General features: G+C 70.0%; 15 protein-coding genes. 8 read left to right on the top strand and 7 right to left on the bottom strand.

What is annotated here, in order from left to right; translation table 11 throughout:
- Positions 1-360: 360 nt before the first annotated feature.
- The 6 genes from rpsA (at position 361) to HND91_RS17860 (ending at position 6,466) form a co-directional block, all read left to right on the top strand.
- Entirely contained in the window at positions 361-2,061 is a 1,701-nt protein-coding gene (gene rpsA / locus HND91_RS17885) for a 30S ribosomal protein S1 (RefSeq protein WP_181707967.1), read from the top strand.
- A 916-nt stretch (positions 2,062-2,977) separates the two neighbouring features.
- Positions 2,978-3,931 (top strand): signal peptide peptidase SppA, encoded by a 954-nt coding sequence (gene sppA / locus HND91_RS17880; RefSeq protein ID WP_181707966.1) that lies wholly within the window; start codon positions 2,978-2,980, stop codon positions 3,929-3,931.
- A gap of 146 nt (positions 3,932-4,077) precedes the next feature.
- Complete coding sequence (locus HND91_RS17875) at positions 4,078-4,365, top strand: integration host factor subunit beta (RefSeq protein ID WP_181707965.1); 288 nt, start codon at positions 4,078-4,080, stop codon at positions 4,363-4,365.
- Between the two features lie 148 nt (positions 4,366-4,513).
- Positions 4,514-4,858 (top strand): LapA family protein, encoded by a 345-nt coding sequence (locus HND91_RS17870; RefSeq protein ID WP_181707964.1) that lies wholly within the window; start codon positions 4,514-4,516, stop codon positions 4,856-4,858.
- Between the two features lie 7 nt (positions 4,859-4,865).
- Positions 4,866-5,822: a bifunctional Delta(1)-pyrroline-2-carboxylate/Delta(1)-piperideine-2-carboxylate reductase gene (gene lhpI / locus HND91_RS17865; RefSeq protein ID WP_181707963.1), complete on the top strand. Its 957-nt coding sequence runs from the start codon at positions 4,866-4,868 to the stop codon at positions 5,820-5,822.
- A complete protein-coding gene (locus HND91_RS17860; protein WP_343057394.1) occupies positions 5,819-6,466 on the top strand; it encodes an alpha/beta family hydrolase in 648 nt (215 codons plus the stop codon). The genes lhpI and HND91_RS17860 overlap by 4 nt, the downstream gene beginning before the upstream one ends.
- A 126-nt stretch (positions 6,467-6,592) precedes the next feature.
- Here HND91_RS17860 and HND91_RS17855 read toward each other — a convergent pair whose 3' ends face one another.
- Genes HND91_RS17855 through HND91_RS17845 form a run of 3 tightly spaced genes read right to left on the bottom strand, consistent with a single transcriptional unit; the run spans position 6,593 to position 9,933 of the window.
- Entirely contained in the window at positions 6,593-7,717 is a 1,125-nt protein-coding gene (locus tag HND91_RS17855) for an Hsp33 family molecular chaperone (protein WP_181707962.1), read from the bottom strand.
- On the bottom strand, positions 7,717-8,682 hold the full coding sequence (argF, locus tag HND91_RS17850; protein WP_181707961.1) for an ornithine carbamoyltransferase: 966 nt from the start codon (positions 8,680-8,682) through the stop codon (positions 7,717-7,719). Before argF ends, HND91_RS17855 begins: the two co-directional genes overlap by 1 nt.
- A 12-nt stretch (positions 8,683-8,694) precedes the next feature.
- Positions 8,695-9,933 (bottom strand): aspartate aminotransferase family protein, encoded by a 1,239-nt coding sequence (locus HND91_RS17845; protein ID WP_181707960.1) that lies wholly within the window; start codon positions 9,931-9,933, stop codon positions 8,695-8,697.
- Between the two features lie 477 nt (positions 9,934-10,410).
- On the opposite strand from HND91_RS17845, the gene HND91_RS17840 reads away from it, so the two are divergent.
- A complete protein-coding gene (locus HND91_RS17840) occupies positions 10,411-10,971 on the top strand; it encodes a GcrA family cell cycle regulator (protein ID WP_181707959.1) in 561 nt (186 codons plus the stop codon).
- Positions 10,955-11,440, top strand: coding sequence for a DUF1284 domain-containing protein (locus HND91_RS17835; protein WP_343057393.1), 486 nt, complete (start codon positions 10,955-10,957; stop codon positions 11,438-11,440). Before HND91_RS17840 ends, HND91_RS17835 begins: the two co-directional genes overlap by 17 nt.
- 31 nt (positions 11,441-11,471) lie before the next feature.
- On the opposite strand, the gene rfbA is transcribed toward HND91_RS17835, so the two are convergent.
- The 4 genes from rfbA to rfbC form a co-directional block, all read right to left on the bottom strand.
- Positions 11,472-12,344, bottom strand: coding sequence for a glucose-1-phosphate thymidylyltransferase RfbA (gene rfbA, locus HND91_RS17830; RefSeq protein ID WP_181707958.1), 873 nt, complete (start codon positions 12,342-12,344; stop codon positions 11,472-11,474).
- A gap of 67 nt (positions 12,345-12,411) precedes the next feature.
- Complete coding sequence (gene rfbD, locus HND91_RS17825; RefSeq protein WP_181707957.1) at positions 12,412-13,290, bottom strand: dTDP-4-dehydrorhamnose reductase; 879 nt, start codon at positions 13,288-13,290, stop codon at positions 12,412-12,414.
- Between the two features lie 5 nt (positions 13,291-13,295).
- The gene (gene rfbB / locus HND91_RS17820) at positions 13,296-14,369 is read right to left on the bottom strand and encodes a dTDP-glucose 4,6-dehydratase (RefSeq protein WP_181707956.1); all 1,074 of its coding nucleotides are present in this window, start codon (positions 14,367-14,369) and stop codon (positions 13,296-13,298) included.
- A gap of 85 nt (positions 14,370-14,454) precedes the next feature.
- Entirely contained in the window at positions 14,455-15,018 is a 564-nt protein-coding gene (rfbC, locus tag HND91_RS17815; protein WP_181707955.1) for a dTDP-4-dehydrorhamnose 3,5-epimerase, read from the bottom strand.
- Positions 15,019-15,036 lie beyond the last annotated feature (18 nt).

The following is a 15,036-nucleotide window of genomic DNA, read 5'->3' as shown; positions in this document are numbered from 1 at the left end:
TCGTCAGGTCGACAAGAAATCGCTCCAGATCAAAAAGCTGGAGCAATCTCTCGGCGATCAAGTCGTGCAACTTGATCGGAGAATGCTCCAAGGACGATCCGTCTGTCCGGCGACCGGCCCGCCGAGCGCGACCTGCGGCTTGCCACCGATGAGGGGATGATCTATACCACGCGCGCTTCACGGGCGGCTTTCCGGCCGCCGGTGCGGCTTTCCATTTTGGTTTCGCCCCGTTCGGCGAACTGCGTCGGCACCCATCGCATCCCGGTGGGCCGTCCGGATCCGTCCGGAGCCGCACAGGCGAGACCCGTCGCAACGCTTGCCCCGCCGACGCGAGCCGGTCTTCCGGCACCAGGAGTTTCAATGGCACTGCAGAACCCAACCCGTGAGGATTTCGCCGCCCTTCTCGCCGAGAGCCTGACCGCCTCGGACGTCATCGAGGGTGCCGTCGTCAAGGGCACCGTCGTCGGCATCGAGAAGGACCTCGCGGTCATCGACGTGGGCCTCAAGGTGGAAGGCCGCGTTCCGCTGAAGGAATTCGGCGCCCGCGCCCGCGACGGCGAACTGAAGATCGGCGACGAGGTCGAGGTCTACCTGGAGCGCGTCGAGAATGCGCTCGGCGAGGCCGTCCTCAGCCGTGACAAGGCTCGCCGCGAGGAGAGCTGGGTTCGTCTCGAAGTCGCCTTCGAGAAGAACGAGAAGGTCGTCGGCCACATCTTCAACCAGGTCAAGGGCGGCTTCACCGTCGATCTCGATGGCGCCACCGCCTTCCTGCCGCGCTCCCAGGTGGACATCCGCCCGGTGCGCGACGTCGGCCCCTTGATGCACACCCCGCAGCCGTTCCAGATCCTCAAGATGGACAAGCGCCGCGGCAACATCGTCGTGTCGCGCCGCGTCGTCCTGGAAGAGACCCGCGCCGAACAGCGCTCCGAGCTCGTCCAGAGCCTGGAAGAGGGTCAGGTGGTCGAGGGCGTGGTCAAGAACATCACCGACTACGGTGCGTTCGTGGACCTCGGCGGCATCGACGGCCTGCTGCACGTGACCGACATCGCCTGGCGGCGCATCAACCACCCGACCGAAGTGCTGTCCATCGGCCAGCAGGTCAAGGTGCAGATCATCCGCGTCAACCAGGAGACCCACCGCATCTCGCTCGGCATGAAGCAGCTCGAGGCGGATCCGTGGGACGGCATCGAGGCCAAGTACCCGGTGGGCGTCAAGTTCCACGGCCGGGTCACCAACATCACCGACTACGGCGCCTTCGTGGAGCTGGAGCCGGGGATCGAGGGCCTGATCCACGTCTCGGAGATGTCCTGGACCAAGAAGAACGTCCATCCGGGCAAGATCGTCTCCACCTCCCAGGAGGTGGACGTGATGGTGCTCGAGGTGGATCCGGTCAAGCGCCGCATCTCGCTCGGCCTCAAGCAGACCCTGCAGAACCCGTGGGAGGCCTTCCTGGAGAAGCACCCGTCCGGGTCCGTGGTCGAGGGCGAGGTCAAGAACAAGACCGAGTTCGGCCTCTTCATCGGCCTCGACGGCGACGTGGACGGCATGGTCCACCTGTCCGACCTGGACTGGAACCGTCCGGGCGAGCAGGTCATCGAGGAGTTCCAGAAGGGCGACATGGTCAAGGCCGTCGTTCTCGACGTGGACGTCGAGAAGGAGCGCATCAGCCTCGGCATGAAGCAGCTGGGCAACGACCCGCTGGAGACCGCCGGCGACCTGCGTCGCAACGCGGTGGTCACCACCGAGGTGATCGAGGTCAAGGACGCCGGTCTCGAGGTCAAGATCGTCGACACCGACATCACGGCCTTCATCCGTCGTGCCGATCTGTCCCGCGAGCGGTCGGAGCAGCGCCCGGAGCGCTTCGCCGTCGGCGAGAAGATCGACGCCCGCGTGACCCAGTTCGACCGCAAGACCCGCAAGGTCGGCCTCTCCATCAAGGCGCTCGAGATCGCCGAGGAGAAGGAGGCCGTGGCCCAGTTCGGTTCGTCCGACTCGGGCGCCTCGCTTGGCGACATCCTCGGCGCGGCCCTCAAGGCCCGTCAGGAGGGCGGCGAGGAGTGAGACCTGGCGAGCCCGCGAGGCTCGCCGGACCTCCGCTTCCGATCGTGAAGGGGCCCGCTTCGGCGGGCCCTTTTTTTGTGTCCCGCGCCGGGGCGCGCCGCTTCAGGGCCGGCCGCCGAGGACCAACTCCCTCGATCGCCTCCCGACCCCCCACCGGCCGGCGTTTCGTCGTGCGCGGGCTTGCGCCGGGACAGAACCGCCACGGCAGCATGCTGCGCCGCGATCCGCCGTATTCGCGATGGCCGGCGTCACGTTAATCATAACCGTTCATCTTAACGAAAGAGACCCGGGACGTATCGCGCCGAACCGATTGAGCAAAGAGCCAATTTTATGTTTTATTTATCTCATCAACGACGGCGACGGGCCATCCGGACATTACCTGGGGCTTGAAGTCGAGACGGAGATTACGCGGGATCGGGCGACGTCGTCGCAAGATCCGAACGGTTTCTCCGGATTTTATTGGTTCGTTTTCTTTGTCGTCGTCCGCCGGTTTCGGCGGGCCGGCGATCGGGCTCAGTCGCATCCTGGATGCGATCGGGTTTTCATGACGAAAGCATAATGCGGACCTGTTTGCGCGGACTGACAGAGTTGCCTGAGCATTCATACTTGACGCGGGTGGGGGCTGGATGGATACTCGCCAGTACCCCACCCGCACTCGGGTCAGGGGGCTAAGACTGGCTTCCTCGTCGAAGCTGGCCATGCTGTACTCTTCTTCGAAGAGCGGCATCAAGTAGGGCGTCGCTTCGTGCGGCGCCCTTTTGATTTTCAGGTCGACGCCCGTCGGCTGCTCAGGAATACAATCCGCACCGGCGGAATTACTTCGCCCCTCAGCCGTAATCCGCCGCGTCCTGCCCGCTGGCCCGCCCCCGCCTCGCCGGTGTATACCCGCCGGACAGCGAGTGGAGCCTGTCCCGCCATGTCTCTTGATGCCGATGTCGTCGTCGACCGCCGCCGCGCCCAGCGCAAGATCGCCTTCTGGCGGGCGGCCGCCTTCCTGGTGGCGGCTCTCGCCGTCGGGGTGGCCGGCCTGATGGCCTGGTCCGGGCCGCGGTCCGGCGTCCCGCATATCGCCCGGATCACGGTCAGCGGCGTCATCCTGGCCGACCGGGACGTCCTCAAGATGATCGAGGAGATCGGCGAGAGCGAGCGGGTCCGCGGCGTGGTCGTGGCGATCGACAGCCCCGGCGGGTCCACCACGGGAGGGGAGGGGCTCTACACGGCCCTGAGGGCTCTCGCCGACCGGAAGCCGACCGTGGCGACGCTCGGCACGCTCGCGGCCTCCGCCGGCTACATGACGGCGATCGCGGCGGACCACATCGTCGCCCAGCGCACGTCCATCACCGGGTCCATCGGCGTGCTCTTCCAGTATGGCAACGTCGCGGGTCTCCTCGACAGCCTCGGGGTGACCGTCCGCAGCGTGAAGTCCGGGCCCCTCAAGGCCGAACCATCGCCCTTCGAGGCCGTCGAGACGCCCGGCGCGCGCGAGATGATCGCCCGCATGGTGGACGACACCTACCAGTGGTTCGTCGACATCGTGGCCGAGCGGCGCAAGCTCGACCGGGCGGTCGCTCTCCGGCTCTCCGACGGCTCCGTCTACACCGGCCGCCAGGCCATGGACCTGAAGCTCGTGGACGCGATCGGCAGCGAGGACGAGGCGATCGACTGGCTGGAAAAGGCCCGCGGCGTGCCCCGCGACCTGCCGGTGGTCGACTGGAGGCCCGAGCGCGAGTTCGACATCGCCGGCTTCGGCGGGCAGGCTCTGGCCTCGGCCGCCCGGGCGCTCGGGCTGCCGGCGTCGATCCTGCCCTCGGTTCCGCCGCTTGACGGCCTCGTCTCGGTTTGGCAACCTCAACTATCGGACGTTCAATAACAATTCCCCCGGCGCCCGGTCGGCCGCCGCGCCTTGTCATCGGGGTGCATGGCGCCGCCGGTCGAGCGCATGGAGGCGACCGCCGGGTGCTCGTCCACCGACGAGCCCGGCCAGTGGGCGAGACTCCGGACAGGGCGAGGGGGCGGATGATCAAGTCTGAGCTAGTGAGCCGCATCGCGGCGCGGAACCCGCATCTCTATCAGCGGGACGTGGAGAACATCGTCAACACCATCCTGGACAAGATCGTCGAGGCCCTGGCCAACGGCGACCGGGTGGAGTTGCGCGGCTTCGGGGCCTTCTCGGTCAAGAGCCGGCCGGCGCGCGTGGGGCGCAACCCGCGCACCGGCGAAAAGGTCGAGGTTGACGAAAAGTCCGTGCCGTTCTTCAAGACGGGGAAGGAAATGCGCGAACGCCTGAACGGCGAGGCCGGCTGAAGGCGGAGCCTTCGGTCCGGCGGAGATGCCGACGGGCCAAGCCTGCTGACCGGCGGAGCCGGCGGAACCCCGCCCGGCGAAGCCCTGTTTCCGTACACCGCCCGGGGCCGGCCATGGCCCCGGCCCAGCCGAAAGGACGTGTCGTCTCGTGCGAACCCTGGTCTTCCTCCTCATCGGGGCGCCCATCGCGCTGGTCGTGATCGCGCTGGCGCTGGTCAACAACCAGCCGGTGACCATCATCCTCGACCCGTTCACGCCGCAGACGCCCTACATGACCGTCACGGTGTCGCTCTACGTCATCTTCTTCGTGACCCTCATGGTCGGCGTGCTCCTCGGCGGCATGGCCGTGTGGGCGCGCCAGGGCCGGTTCCGCCGCGCCGCCCGCCAGAACCGCCGCGAGGCGAGACGCTGGAAGGGCGAGGCGGAGCGCCTGCGCGAGCAGACCGCGCCCGCCGGCCCGGGCCTGCCGGCGCCAAGCCGCCGCGCGGCCTGACACGCCGATGCGGATCTACACGGCCGCCGAGGTCGCGGCGGCCCTGCCGCCCGACGCTCTCGTCGACACCTTGCGGGCGGCCTTCCGGAGCCGGATCGAGACCCCGCTCCGGCACCACCACACCATCGACCGCGGCGCGGACGCCGCCGCGACGCTTCTCCTCATGCCCGCCTGGCACCGGGAGGGCAGGGGTGGCTATATCGGCACCAAGCTCGTGTCCGTCTTCCCGGACAACGGCCGGCGCGGCCTGCCCGCCGTGAACGGCGTCTACGTGCTGATGGCCGGCGACACGGGCGAGCCCCTGGCGGTGCTCGACGGCAAGGAGATCACCGTCCGGCGCACCGCCGCGGCCTCGGCCCTGGCGGCGGACTATCTCGCCCGCCGCGACGCCCGCCATCTCCTGATGATCGGCGCCGGCGCCATGGCGCCCCATCTGGTCGCCGCCCATGCGGCGGTCCGGCCCATCGACACCGTCACCGTCTGGGCCCGCGACCGCGCCAAGGCGGAGGCGTTCGCGGCCGGCATCCCTGCCGTCCTCCGCGACCGGACGGTCGCCGTCCACATCGCCGACGACATCGACGACGCGGTGGGGGCGGCCGACATCGTCAGCGCCGCGACTCTTTCGGAGACGCCGCTCGTCCGCGGCGCCCGTCTGCGGCCCGGGACGCATGTGGACCTGGTCGGCGGCTTCACGCCCACCATGCGCGAGGCCGACGACACGGCCGTCGTCCGGTCGTCGGTGTTCGTAGACACGCGCGCCGGCGCCTGCCACGAGGCCGGCGACATCGTCCAGCCGCTCCGCGACGGCGTGCTCACGGACGCCGCCATCCGGGCGGACCTGTTCGACCTCTGCGCCGGCCGCCATGGCGGCCGGGCGGACGACGGCGAGATCACCCTGTTCAAGTCGGTCGGGACCGCCCTTGAGGATCTCGCCGCCGCCGTCCACGTGCTGGAGGCCCGGTGACCGGGCCGGCCGGCGGTTTCCTGGCCACGCCGGCGGCCGGAAGCCGGCGCGCGACCCTGCTTCTCGCCCACGGCGCCGGCGGGCCGATGGACAGCCCGGCCCTGGAAGCCTTCGCGGCGGCGGTGGGGGCGGAGGGCGTCGCCGTTCTCCGCTTCGAGTTCCCCTACATGGCGGCCCGGCGCACCGGCGCCCGCAAGCCGCCGCCGAAGGCCGAAACCCTGGTGCCGGCCTACCGGCAGGCGCTCGAGGCGGCGCTCGCGGACACCGACGGGCCGCTTCTGATCGGGGGCAAGTCCCTCGGCGGGCGGGTGGCGGTGATGACCGCCGGAGAGACCCTGGAGCCCCGCGTCCGCGGCGTGGTGGCCTACGGCTATCCGTTCCACCCGCCGGGCGAGCCGGAAAAAACGCGCCTGCCGCCGCTCCAGGCGGCGCGGCTGCCGGTCCTGGTGCTGCAGGGCACGCGGGATCCCTTCGGCGGCAAGGACGAGGTGGCGTCCTACGATCTCGGACCGCGAGCCGAGGTGGCCTGGTTCGAGGACGGCGACCACGACCTGAAGCCGCGCCGGGCGAGCGGCGAGACCATGGCCGGCCATCTGGCGACCGCGGCGCGCCGGATCGCGGCTTTCGCCGCCCGATTGGCCTGACGGCGGCGATCGAGAGATCGGCCGACCCCGCGCGCGGGCGACGGCAGGAAGGGAGACGGCTGGACAGGACTCGCGCTCGCGCCGGTCCGACGCGCGGTCCGGACCCGCGCCGGCGCGCTGGCCTTGTCAGCGCACGATCGGTTCGTCGTCCGACGATCCCGGATCGGCGCTCCCGTCCGACGAGCCGATCCGGTCGGGAGACGCCTCTTCGCCGCGTTCATCCGGGACGCCATCGCCGCCGGCCTCGCTCCCGTCGGCCGGGGCGTCGAACTGGACCGGGTCGAAGTCGTAGACCGTGGAGCAGAACTCGCAAGTCACCGTGATGCGGTCGTCCACCGTCATGTCCCGGCGCTCGTCGGGCGTGAAGGTGCGCAGCATGTCGTCGATCCGCTCGCGCGAGCAGCGGCACTGCTCCTTCAGCGGCTGGCGGTCGAACACGCGCACGCCGCGTTCGTGGAACAGGCGGAAGAGGAGGCTCTCCGCCGAGACCGCCGGATCGGTGAGCTCCACATCCTCCACGGTCTCGACGAGCACGCGGGCTTCCGTCCAGGCGTCGTCGTCCTCGTGCTCGTCCACATAAGGGTCGGTGCCCTCGGGAGCGTCGCCCGGGTGCAGGTCGCGGACGCGGACCCGGTCTTCCGATTCGGGCAGGAACTGAACCAGAAGGCCGCCGGCGCGCCACTCCCGGCGCGGCTCGTGGCCGGGATCGCGGGTCATCAGCTCGCCGACCGCGAGCCGCACCCGGGTCGGGATCTGCTCGGACTGGGCGAAATACTGGTGCGCCGCGTCCTCCAGAGACCGGCCGTCCAGCGGCACGACGCCCTGATAGCGGTTGGTGTACTGGCCCTGGTCAACGGTCATGGCCAGATGGCCGTTGCCGAGCAGGTCCTCCGGCTTGTCCATTCCGGCGGCGACCGCCGCCATGACGGCGTCACGGTCGAACCGCGCGCAGGCGCGCAGCCGGTCGGGCGTCTCGAAGTCCACCACAAGCATGTGCACCGGGCCGTCCGACTGGGTCTGGACGATGAACCGGCCCTCGAACTTCAGCGACGTGCCGAGCAGCGCCGTCAGCGCCACCGCCTCCCCCAGCAGACGCGACACGGCCGGCGGATAGTCGTGGCGGCTTATGATGGTGTCGAGCGCCGGCCCCAGATGGACCACGCGCCCGCGGGCGTCGAGGGCGTCCACCTGGAAGGGCAGGACGCTGTCGTCGCCGGAGACCGGGCGACCGGCCGATTGGAAGTCGCTCATCAGGCAATCGCTCCCAGGCACCAGGCCAGGATGCCTTTCTGGGCGTGGAGGCGGTTCTCCGCCTCGTCGAACACGACCGATTGGGGACCGTCCATCACGCTGGCCGTGACTTCCTCCTCGCGGTGCGCGGGAAGGCAGTGCATGAAGATGGCGTCCTTGGACGCCGCCGCCATCAAACGATCGTTCACCTGATATGGTTTCAGGAGATTGTGACGGCGCTCCCCGTCCGCGTCGCCCATGGACACCCAGGTGTCTGTGACCACCGCATCCGCCCCGTCCACCGCCTCGAACGGGTCGGTGCCGATCTCCACCCGGGCGCCGCAGCCGCGCGCCCAGGCGACCGGCGCCTCGCGCGGCTCGAGTTCCGGCGGGGTGGCGATCCGGAGCGTGAAGTCGAACCGCGCCGCCGCGTGGATCCAGGACGCGAGCACGTTGTTGCTGTCGCCCGTCCAGGCCACCGTCCTGCCGGCGATCGGGCCGCGGTGCTCCTCGAAGGTCATCACGTCGGCCATGATCTGGCACGGGTGGGAGAGGCGCGTGAGGCCGTTGATCACCGGGACGGTGGCGTTGGCGGCGAGCTCGATCAGCGCGTCATGGTCCAGGATGCGGATCATGATGGCGTCCACGTAGCGCGACAGCACGCGCGCGGTGTCCGCGATGGTCTCGCCGCGGCCGAGCTGCATCTCGTCGCCGGTCAGCATCAGGGTCTCGCCGCCGAGCTGGCGCATGCCCACGTCGAAGGACACGCGGGTGCGGGTGGACGGGCGCTCGAACACCATGGCGAGGACCTTGCCATCCAGCGGGCGCGCGCCGCGCCCGCTGGCCTTCAGGTCCGCCTTCATGGCGAGGCTGCCGTCGAGAATGCGCCTCAGGTCCGCGGACGAGACGTCCGTGAGATCGAGGAAATGCCTGAGGCCGCCGGTCGCGGCGGGCGTCACGGCTGCTGGGGTGGTGGCGGTCGTCATCCAGCGTCCTCCTCAGGCCGAGGCGACCGCGGCGGCCTTCGCGGCCACGGCCTTGGCGGCCGCGTCCACGCGGGAGACCGCCTCGCGCACCTCGTCCTCGCCGATGATCAGCGGCGGTAGCAGGCGCACCACATTGTCGCCCGCCCCGATGCCGAGGATCTTCTCCGCCCGCATGGCGGCCACCACGTCGGCGGACGGCGCCTTGCACTTGAGGCCGAGCAGGAGGCCCTCGCCGCGCACCGTCTCGAACACGTCCGGGTTCTGGTCCACCACCTGGGCCATGGACTGCTTCAGCCGCAGCCCGACCTCGCGCACATGCTCCAGGAAGCCGGGCGCCAGCACCACGTCGAGCACGGCATTGCCCACCGCCATGGCAAGCGGGTTGCCCCCGAAGGTGGTGCCGTGGCTGCCCGCCGTCATGCCGGCCGAGGCCGCCTCGGTCGCCAGGCACGCGCCCACCGGGAAGCCGCCGCCGAGCCCCTTGGCCGAGGCGAGAATGTCGGGCGTCACGCCCGACCACTCGTGGGCGAACAGCCGGCCGGTGCGGCCGATGCCGGTCTGCACCTCGTCGAAGATCAGAAGCATGCCGGTCTCGTCGCAGAGCTCCCGGAGCCCCTTGAGGCAGACGGACGGAACCGGCCGCACGCCGCCCTCGCCCTGGATCGGCTCGATCAGGATGGCGCCGGTCTCCGGCGTGATGGCGGCCTTCAGCGCCTCGTGGTCGCCGAACGGCACCTGGTCGAAGCCGTCCACCTTCGGGCCGAAGCCCTCCAGATATTTCTGCTGGCCGCCCGCCGCGAGCGTCGCCAGGGTCCGGCCGTGGAAGGCGCCCTCGAAGGTCAGGATGCGGTAGCGCTCCGGCCGGCCGGCCGCGTAGTGGAAGCGCCGGGCCGTCTTGATGGCGCACTCCAGCGCTTCCGCGCCCGAGTTGGTGAAGAACACCCGGTCGGCGAAGGAGGCCTCCACGAGGCGGGCGGCGAGCCGCTCCTGCTCGGGGATCTGGAACGCGTTCGACACGTGCCAGAGCTTGGCGGCCTGCTCGGTGAGCGCCTGCACCAGATGGGGATGGGCGTGGCCGAGGGCGTTCACGGCGATTCCCGAGCCGAAGTCGAGCCATCGGCTGCCGTCGGTCGCCGTCAGCCAGGCGCCCTCGCCGCGCTCGAACGCCACGTCCGCTCGCGAGAACGTCTGGTAGAGCGGCGATTGAACGGACGGAACGGCTCCCGGGGTCTGGGTGTGAACGGCACTCATGGCCTACCTCGATCAACGGCGTCAGACACGGGCGGAGGCTTTGCGACAGCGCACATCGCGCGACCGATCCGCCAGAAAACGGCGGGCCGCGCCTTCCATATCCGGCAGGCGCGGCCCGGTTCCCATATACCATGAACGACGGCTTGACTGTCAATGCTGTCGCCGCCGCCGATGCAACGGCTGGATTCATCTGCCCGTCATCTTGCAACACTCGGCCGAAGGATAGATTCGACGCGAGCGCAAGTGCTGCCGAAACGCCACGATATTTGGGGAAAAGTTGTCGCTTGCGAATGGGTCGGGGGTTGGGCGGTTGCCTCGGAGTCTACCGCTATTATAGATTCACCATATCGGCCACGAGATGTCGTGGCCACAACCAGTCCTCGGGTCATGTGCGCGCTTGTCCAAGCGTATCCGGAAAGTCTGTCCGGGCGCATGAACCCGGATTCTGCCGATGCGGCGCGAACAAGGGATGAGACGATGTCCTGGACGGATGAACGTGTGGAACGCCTGAAGTCACTGTGGTCGGAAGGCCTGTCGGCCAGTCAGATCGCAGCGGAACTGGGCGGGGTCACGCGGAACGCCGTGATCGGTAAGGTGCACCGCCTGGGGCTCAGCGGCCGCGTCAAGCCGCAGGTCCAGCCGGCCCGTCCGGCGCAGGCCGCCCCGGCGCGCCCGAAGCCGGTCCAGGGCCGACCCGCCGCCCAGCAGGCGTCGTCGCCGGTCCGTCCCGCCCAGCCGATCACGATCGGCAACGTGGTGGTGAAGGCCGATCCGGACCTGGAGCGGGAGACCGCCGTGGCGGTGGAGCCGCGCATCCTGCCGGTGATCGACGCCGAGCCGGTCTCCTTCGAGCGGGTCACCATCCTCAATCTCACCGAGCAGACCTGCAAGTGGCCGATCGGCGACCCGGGCCGGCCGGACTTCTTCTTCTGCGGCCGGAAGTCGGACAGCGGCATCCCCTATTGCGCCTTCCACGCCCGCGTCGCCTACCAGCCGTCCAACGACCGCAAGCGCGAGAAGCGTGCTGCCGCGGGTTGACGGGCCGGAGCACGACCGGACCGACGCCCCCGCGGTGCGGCTGCGGGGGCACCACCTGCTCTGCATCCTGACCTATGTGGGTCGCGGCTACTCGCCGGCCTTCGTCGCCGCCATGGACGCGGTGGTGGAGCGGATCCGGACCGGCGCGCCGGTCCGGATCGTCGACGGGCCGGACGACATCTGCGCGGCCCATGTGGCCGAGGCGCCGGACGCCCACTGCCATGGCGATTCCGCCGCCGAGCGGGACCGGCGCGCCGTCCACGACGTCGCCGGGCTCATGGGCCTCGGCGGGGAGGGCGCCATCCGGCTCACCGCGGATCGTCTCGACGCCGCAAGAGAGCTGTTCCGGACCGGGCGGTCGCGCTCCGCCTGCCGGGGCTGCTCCTGGGCGGACCTGTGCACGTCCATCGCGGCCGACGGGTTCGCCGGCGCGCGCCTCGCCCCGGCCGACGCGGGCGAGGGGGCCTGACCGGGTGGAAAGGCGCGCGAGCGCGCGCCTCTCAGTGGCCGGCGAGAACCATGTCGATCAGGTAGCGGCCGTAGGTGCTCTTGCCGAGCGCCGTGCCGAGCCGCTCCAATTGGGCGGCGTCGATGAAGCCTCGCTTGAAGGCGATCTCCTCCGGACAGGCGATCTTAAAGCCCTGGCGCTTCTCCAGGGTGCGGACGAACTCGGCCGCCTCCAGAAGGCTGTCCGGCGTACCGGTGTCGAGCCAGGCGAAGCCGCGGCCCATGATCTCCACATTCAGCTGCCCCCGCTCCAGATAGGCGCGGTTCACGTCCGTGATCTCCAGTTCGCCGCGGGCCGACGGCTGCAGGTCGGCGGCGATGTCGACCACCTGCTGGTCGTAGAGGTAGAGGCCGGTGACAGCCCAGTTGGACTTCGGCGCCTTGGGCTTCTCCTCGATGGAGACGGCCCGCATGGCGGCGTCGAACTCCACGACGCCGTAGCGCTCCGGGTCGGTCACGTGATAGGCGAACACGGACGCGCCGGTGATCCGGGAGCGGGCCTTCTCCAGAAGGTTCGGCAGGCCGTGACCGTAGAAGATGTTGTCGCCGAGGATCAGGCACGAGGGCGAGCCGGCCACGAAGTCGGCGCCGATCCGGTAGGCCTCCGCGAGGCCGTTGGGCGAGGGCTGCTCCGCATAGGCGAAGCGCATGCCCCATTGGTCGCCGTCGCCGAGGAGGGCCTGGAAGGACGGCAGGTCGCGGGGCGTGGAGATGACCAGCACGTCCCGGATCCCCATCAGCATCAGGGCCGACAGGGGGTAGTAGATCATCGGCTTGTCGTAGACCGGCATCAGCTGCTTGGACGTCACCAGCGTCATGGGATGCAGCCGTGTGCCGCTGCCGCCTGCCAGAATGATGCCTTTCATGAGCACGAGCCCTATCGGTTGGAGAGGATGGCGCGGCCGCCGCCCGGCCGGCGCGTGACGCGGGTCGTCAGGAGAGCAGCCGATCCATGCAGACGCCGAGCGAAGCCCGCCAGTCCGGCAGGACCACCCCGTGCGCGTTCGAGAGTTTCGTGCCGTCGAGGCGGGAGTTGGCCGGCCGCCGGGCGGGGGTCGGATAGTCGGTGGTGGCGATACGCTCCACCGCCGGCACTCGCCGGCCCCGGGCGGCCGCCTCGGCGAAGATCGCCTCGGCAAAGTCCGCCCACGTGGCCTCGCCGCCGGCCGCCATGTGGAACACGCCCCGGAGCGCCGGATCGTCCGAACCGAGGAGGTTGCGGCCGACCTGGATCACCGCGTCGGCGATGTCGAGAGCGGCCGTCGGCCGGCCGTGCTGGTCGGCCACCACCCGCACCACGTCGCGGGTCTCGCCGACGCGCAGCATGGTCTTGACGAAGTTCGCCCCGAACGGGCTGTAGACCCACGCGGTGCGCAGGATCACGTGGTCCGGCGCGGCGGCGGCCACGGCCGCCTCGCCGGCAAGCTTGGAGGCGCCGTAAACCCCCAGCGGGCCGGTCGGGTCGGTTTCCACGTACGGGTCCGGCTTGGCGCCGTCGAACACATAGTCGGTGGAGAGATGAATCACCGGCACCCCGAGGCGGGCGGCCGCGGCCGCCACGGCGCCCGCGCCGGCGCCGTTCACCGCGTGGGCGGTCGCGGCGTCGGTCTCGGCCTTGTCCACCGCCGTATAGGCGGCCGCCGACACCACCAGGTCGGGCGCGGCGGCTTCGAGAGCGGGCATCACGGTGCCGGGGTCGGCGAGGTCCAGGTCGGGCCTCCCGACCGCGATCACCGTGGCGCCGGCGATCGGACCTCGCTCCAGGAGCGACTGGACCACCTGACCTTCCCGGCCGGTCACGGCGATGCGCATGGGCGTCAGGCTCCCGTCCGGGCGGCGGCCGCGGGCAGCACGCCGAGGCGCTCGCCGCCGTAGACGCCGGAGCGCAGCGGCCCCCACCACCAGTCGTTCTCCAGATACCACGCGATGGTGCGCTCGATGCCGGTCTCGAACGTCTGCTCCGCCCGCCAGCCGAGCTCCGTCTCCAGCTTGCTGGCGTCGATGGCGTAGCGATGGTCGTGGCCGGGCCGGTCGGTCACGAAGGTGATGAGCTGCTCCCGCGGCGCGGCGGCGGGCCGCACGGCGTCGAGGGTCCGGCAGATCCGGCGCACCACGTCGATGTTGGACCGTTCGTTGCGGCCGCCCACGTTGTACTTCTCGCCGAGCCGGCCGCGGCTCGCGATCAGATTAAGGGCGCGGGCGTGATCCTCCACGTAGAGCCAGTCGCGCACGTTAGAGCCGTCGCCGTAGACCGGCAGCGGCTTGCCGTCGAGCGCGTTGAGGATGATGAGCGGGATCAGCTTCTCCGGGAAATGGTAGGGCCCGTAATTGTTCGAGCAGTTCGACACCACGACCGGCAGGCCGTAGGTCCGGTGCCAGGCGATCGCCAGGTGGTCGGACGCGGCCTTGGAGGCCGAGTAGGGCGAGCTCGGATCGTAGGGCGTGTCTTCCCGGAAGAAGCCGTCCGGCCCCAGCGAGCCGTAGACCTCGTCCGTGGACACGTGGAGGAAGCGGAACTCTTGCATCTCGGCCGCCGGCAGCGTGCTCCAGTAGGCGCGCGCGGCTTCGAGCAGCGTGAAGGTACCGTTGATGTTGGTGGTGATGAAGTCCGCCGCGCCGGTGATCGACCGGTCCACGTGGCTTTCGGCGGCGAGATGCATGATCCGCGTCGGCCGGAAGGACGCGATCGCCTCGTCGAGGGCCGCCCGGTCGCAGATGTCGATCCTGGCGAAGCGGTGGTTCGGGGCGTTCTCGATCACCTTCAGCGAGGCGAGGTTGCCCGCGTAGGTGAGCTTGTCGACCGTCAGCACCTCCGCCCCGACCTCGCCGACGAGGTGGCGCACGAGGGCCGATCCGATGAAGCCGGCGCCGCCGGTGACGAGAATGCGCATGGGAGCGAAGGTCCTTTCCCTCAAGAAGCCCGACCGAAACGCCGGTGCTTGAGACCGCGCCCGGCCGGAGGGGCGACGTCCGTGGTCACGACCTGTATGGGAAAAGAGGCGGAAGTTCGGACAGGCGCGGCAGGCGGCGGTCCTTTTCCGACAGGACGGCGGCATCCGGCGCGACCGGCCACGCGATGCCGAGGTCCGGGTCGTCCCACAGGATGCCGCCGTCGTCGGCGGCGCTGTAGGTGTCGGTCACCTTGTAGAGGATCTCCGTGTCCGGCTGAAGGCTGCAGAAGCCGTGGGCGAAGCCGACCGGAAGCCAGAGCTGTCGGCCGTTGTCGGCGCTGAGCTCCACGGCCACGTGCCGCCCGAACGTGGGCGACCCCACGCGGATGTCGACGGCCACGTCGAGGAGCGCGCCGCGCACGCAGCGCACGAGCTTGCCCTGCGCCTTCGGGTGCCGCTGGAAATGAAGTCCCCGCACCGTCCCGGCGGCGCGGGAAAGCGACTGGTTGTCCTGCACGAACGTGACGTCCCCGGCGGCCTCGCGGAACACGTCGTCCCGGTAGACCTCGCTGAACCAGCCTCGATCATCGCCGAACCGCCTCGGCGTGAGGATCAGGACGTCGGCGACTGCGGTCGTGTCGATCTGCATCGGGTCCCCTTCTCCTTC

Origin of the sequence: Chthonobacter rhizosphaerae, from assembly GCF_013839525.1 — a bacterium.
GTDB lineage: Bacteria > Pseudomonadota > Alphaproteobacteria > Rhizobiales > Pleomorphomonadaceae > Chthonobacter > Chthonobacter rhizosphaerae.
The sequence above is the reverse complement of the archived record's forward strand: the minus strand, read 5'-3'. Positions and strand labels throughout refer to the sequence as shown.

Coding starts and splice junctions, on each gene's coding strand:
- rpsA (WP_181707967.1), top strand. CDS start 361: ATGGCACTGCAGAACCCAACCCGTGAGGATTTCGCCGCCCTTCTCGCC.
- sppA (WP_181707966.1), top strand. CDS start 2,978: ATGTCTCTTGATGCCGATGTCGTCGTCGACCGCCGCCGCGCCCAGCGC.
- HND91_RS17875 (WP_181707965.1), top strand. CDS start 4,078: ATGATCAAGTCTGAGCTAGTGAGCCGCATCGCGGCGCGGAACCCGCAT.
- lhpI (WP_181707963.1), top strand. CDS start 4,866: ATGCGGATCTACACGGCCGCCGAGGTCGCGGCGGCCCTGCCGCCCGAC.
- HND91_RS17855 (WP_181707962.1), bottom strand. CDS start 7,717: ATGAGCGACTTCCAATCGGCCGGTCGCCCGGTCTCCGGCGACGACAGC.
- argF (WP_181707961.1), bottom strand. CDS start 8,682: ATGACGACCGCCACCACCCCAGCAGCCGTGACGCCCGCCGCGACCGGC.
- HND91_RS17845 (WP_181707960.1), bottom strand. CDS start 9,933: ATGAGTGCCGTTCACACCCAGACCCCGGGAGCCGTTCCGTCCGTTCAA.
- HND91_RS17840 (WP_181707959.1), top strand. CDS start 10,411: ATGTCCTGGACGGATGAACGTGTGGAACGCCTGAAGTCACTGTGGTCG.
- rfbA (WP_181707958.1), bottom strand. CDS start 12,344: ATGAAAGGCATCATTCTGGCAGGCGGCAGCGGCACACGGCTGCATCCC.
- rfbD (WP_181707957.1), bottom strand. CDS start 13,290: ATGCGCATCGCCGTGACCGGCCGGGAAGGTCAGGTGGTCCAGTCGCTC.
- rfbB (WP_181707956.1), bottom strand. CDS start 14,369: ATGCGCATTCTCGTCACCGGCGGCGCCGGCTTCATCGGATCGGCCCTC.
- rfbC (WP_181707955.1), bottom strand. CDS start 15,018: ATGCAGATCGACACGACCGCAGTCGCCGACGTCCTGATCCTCACGCCG.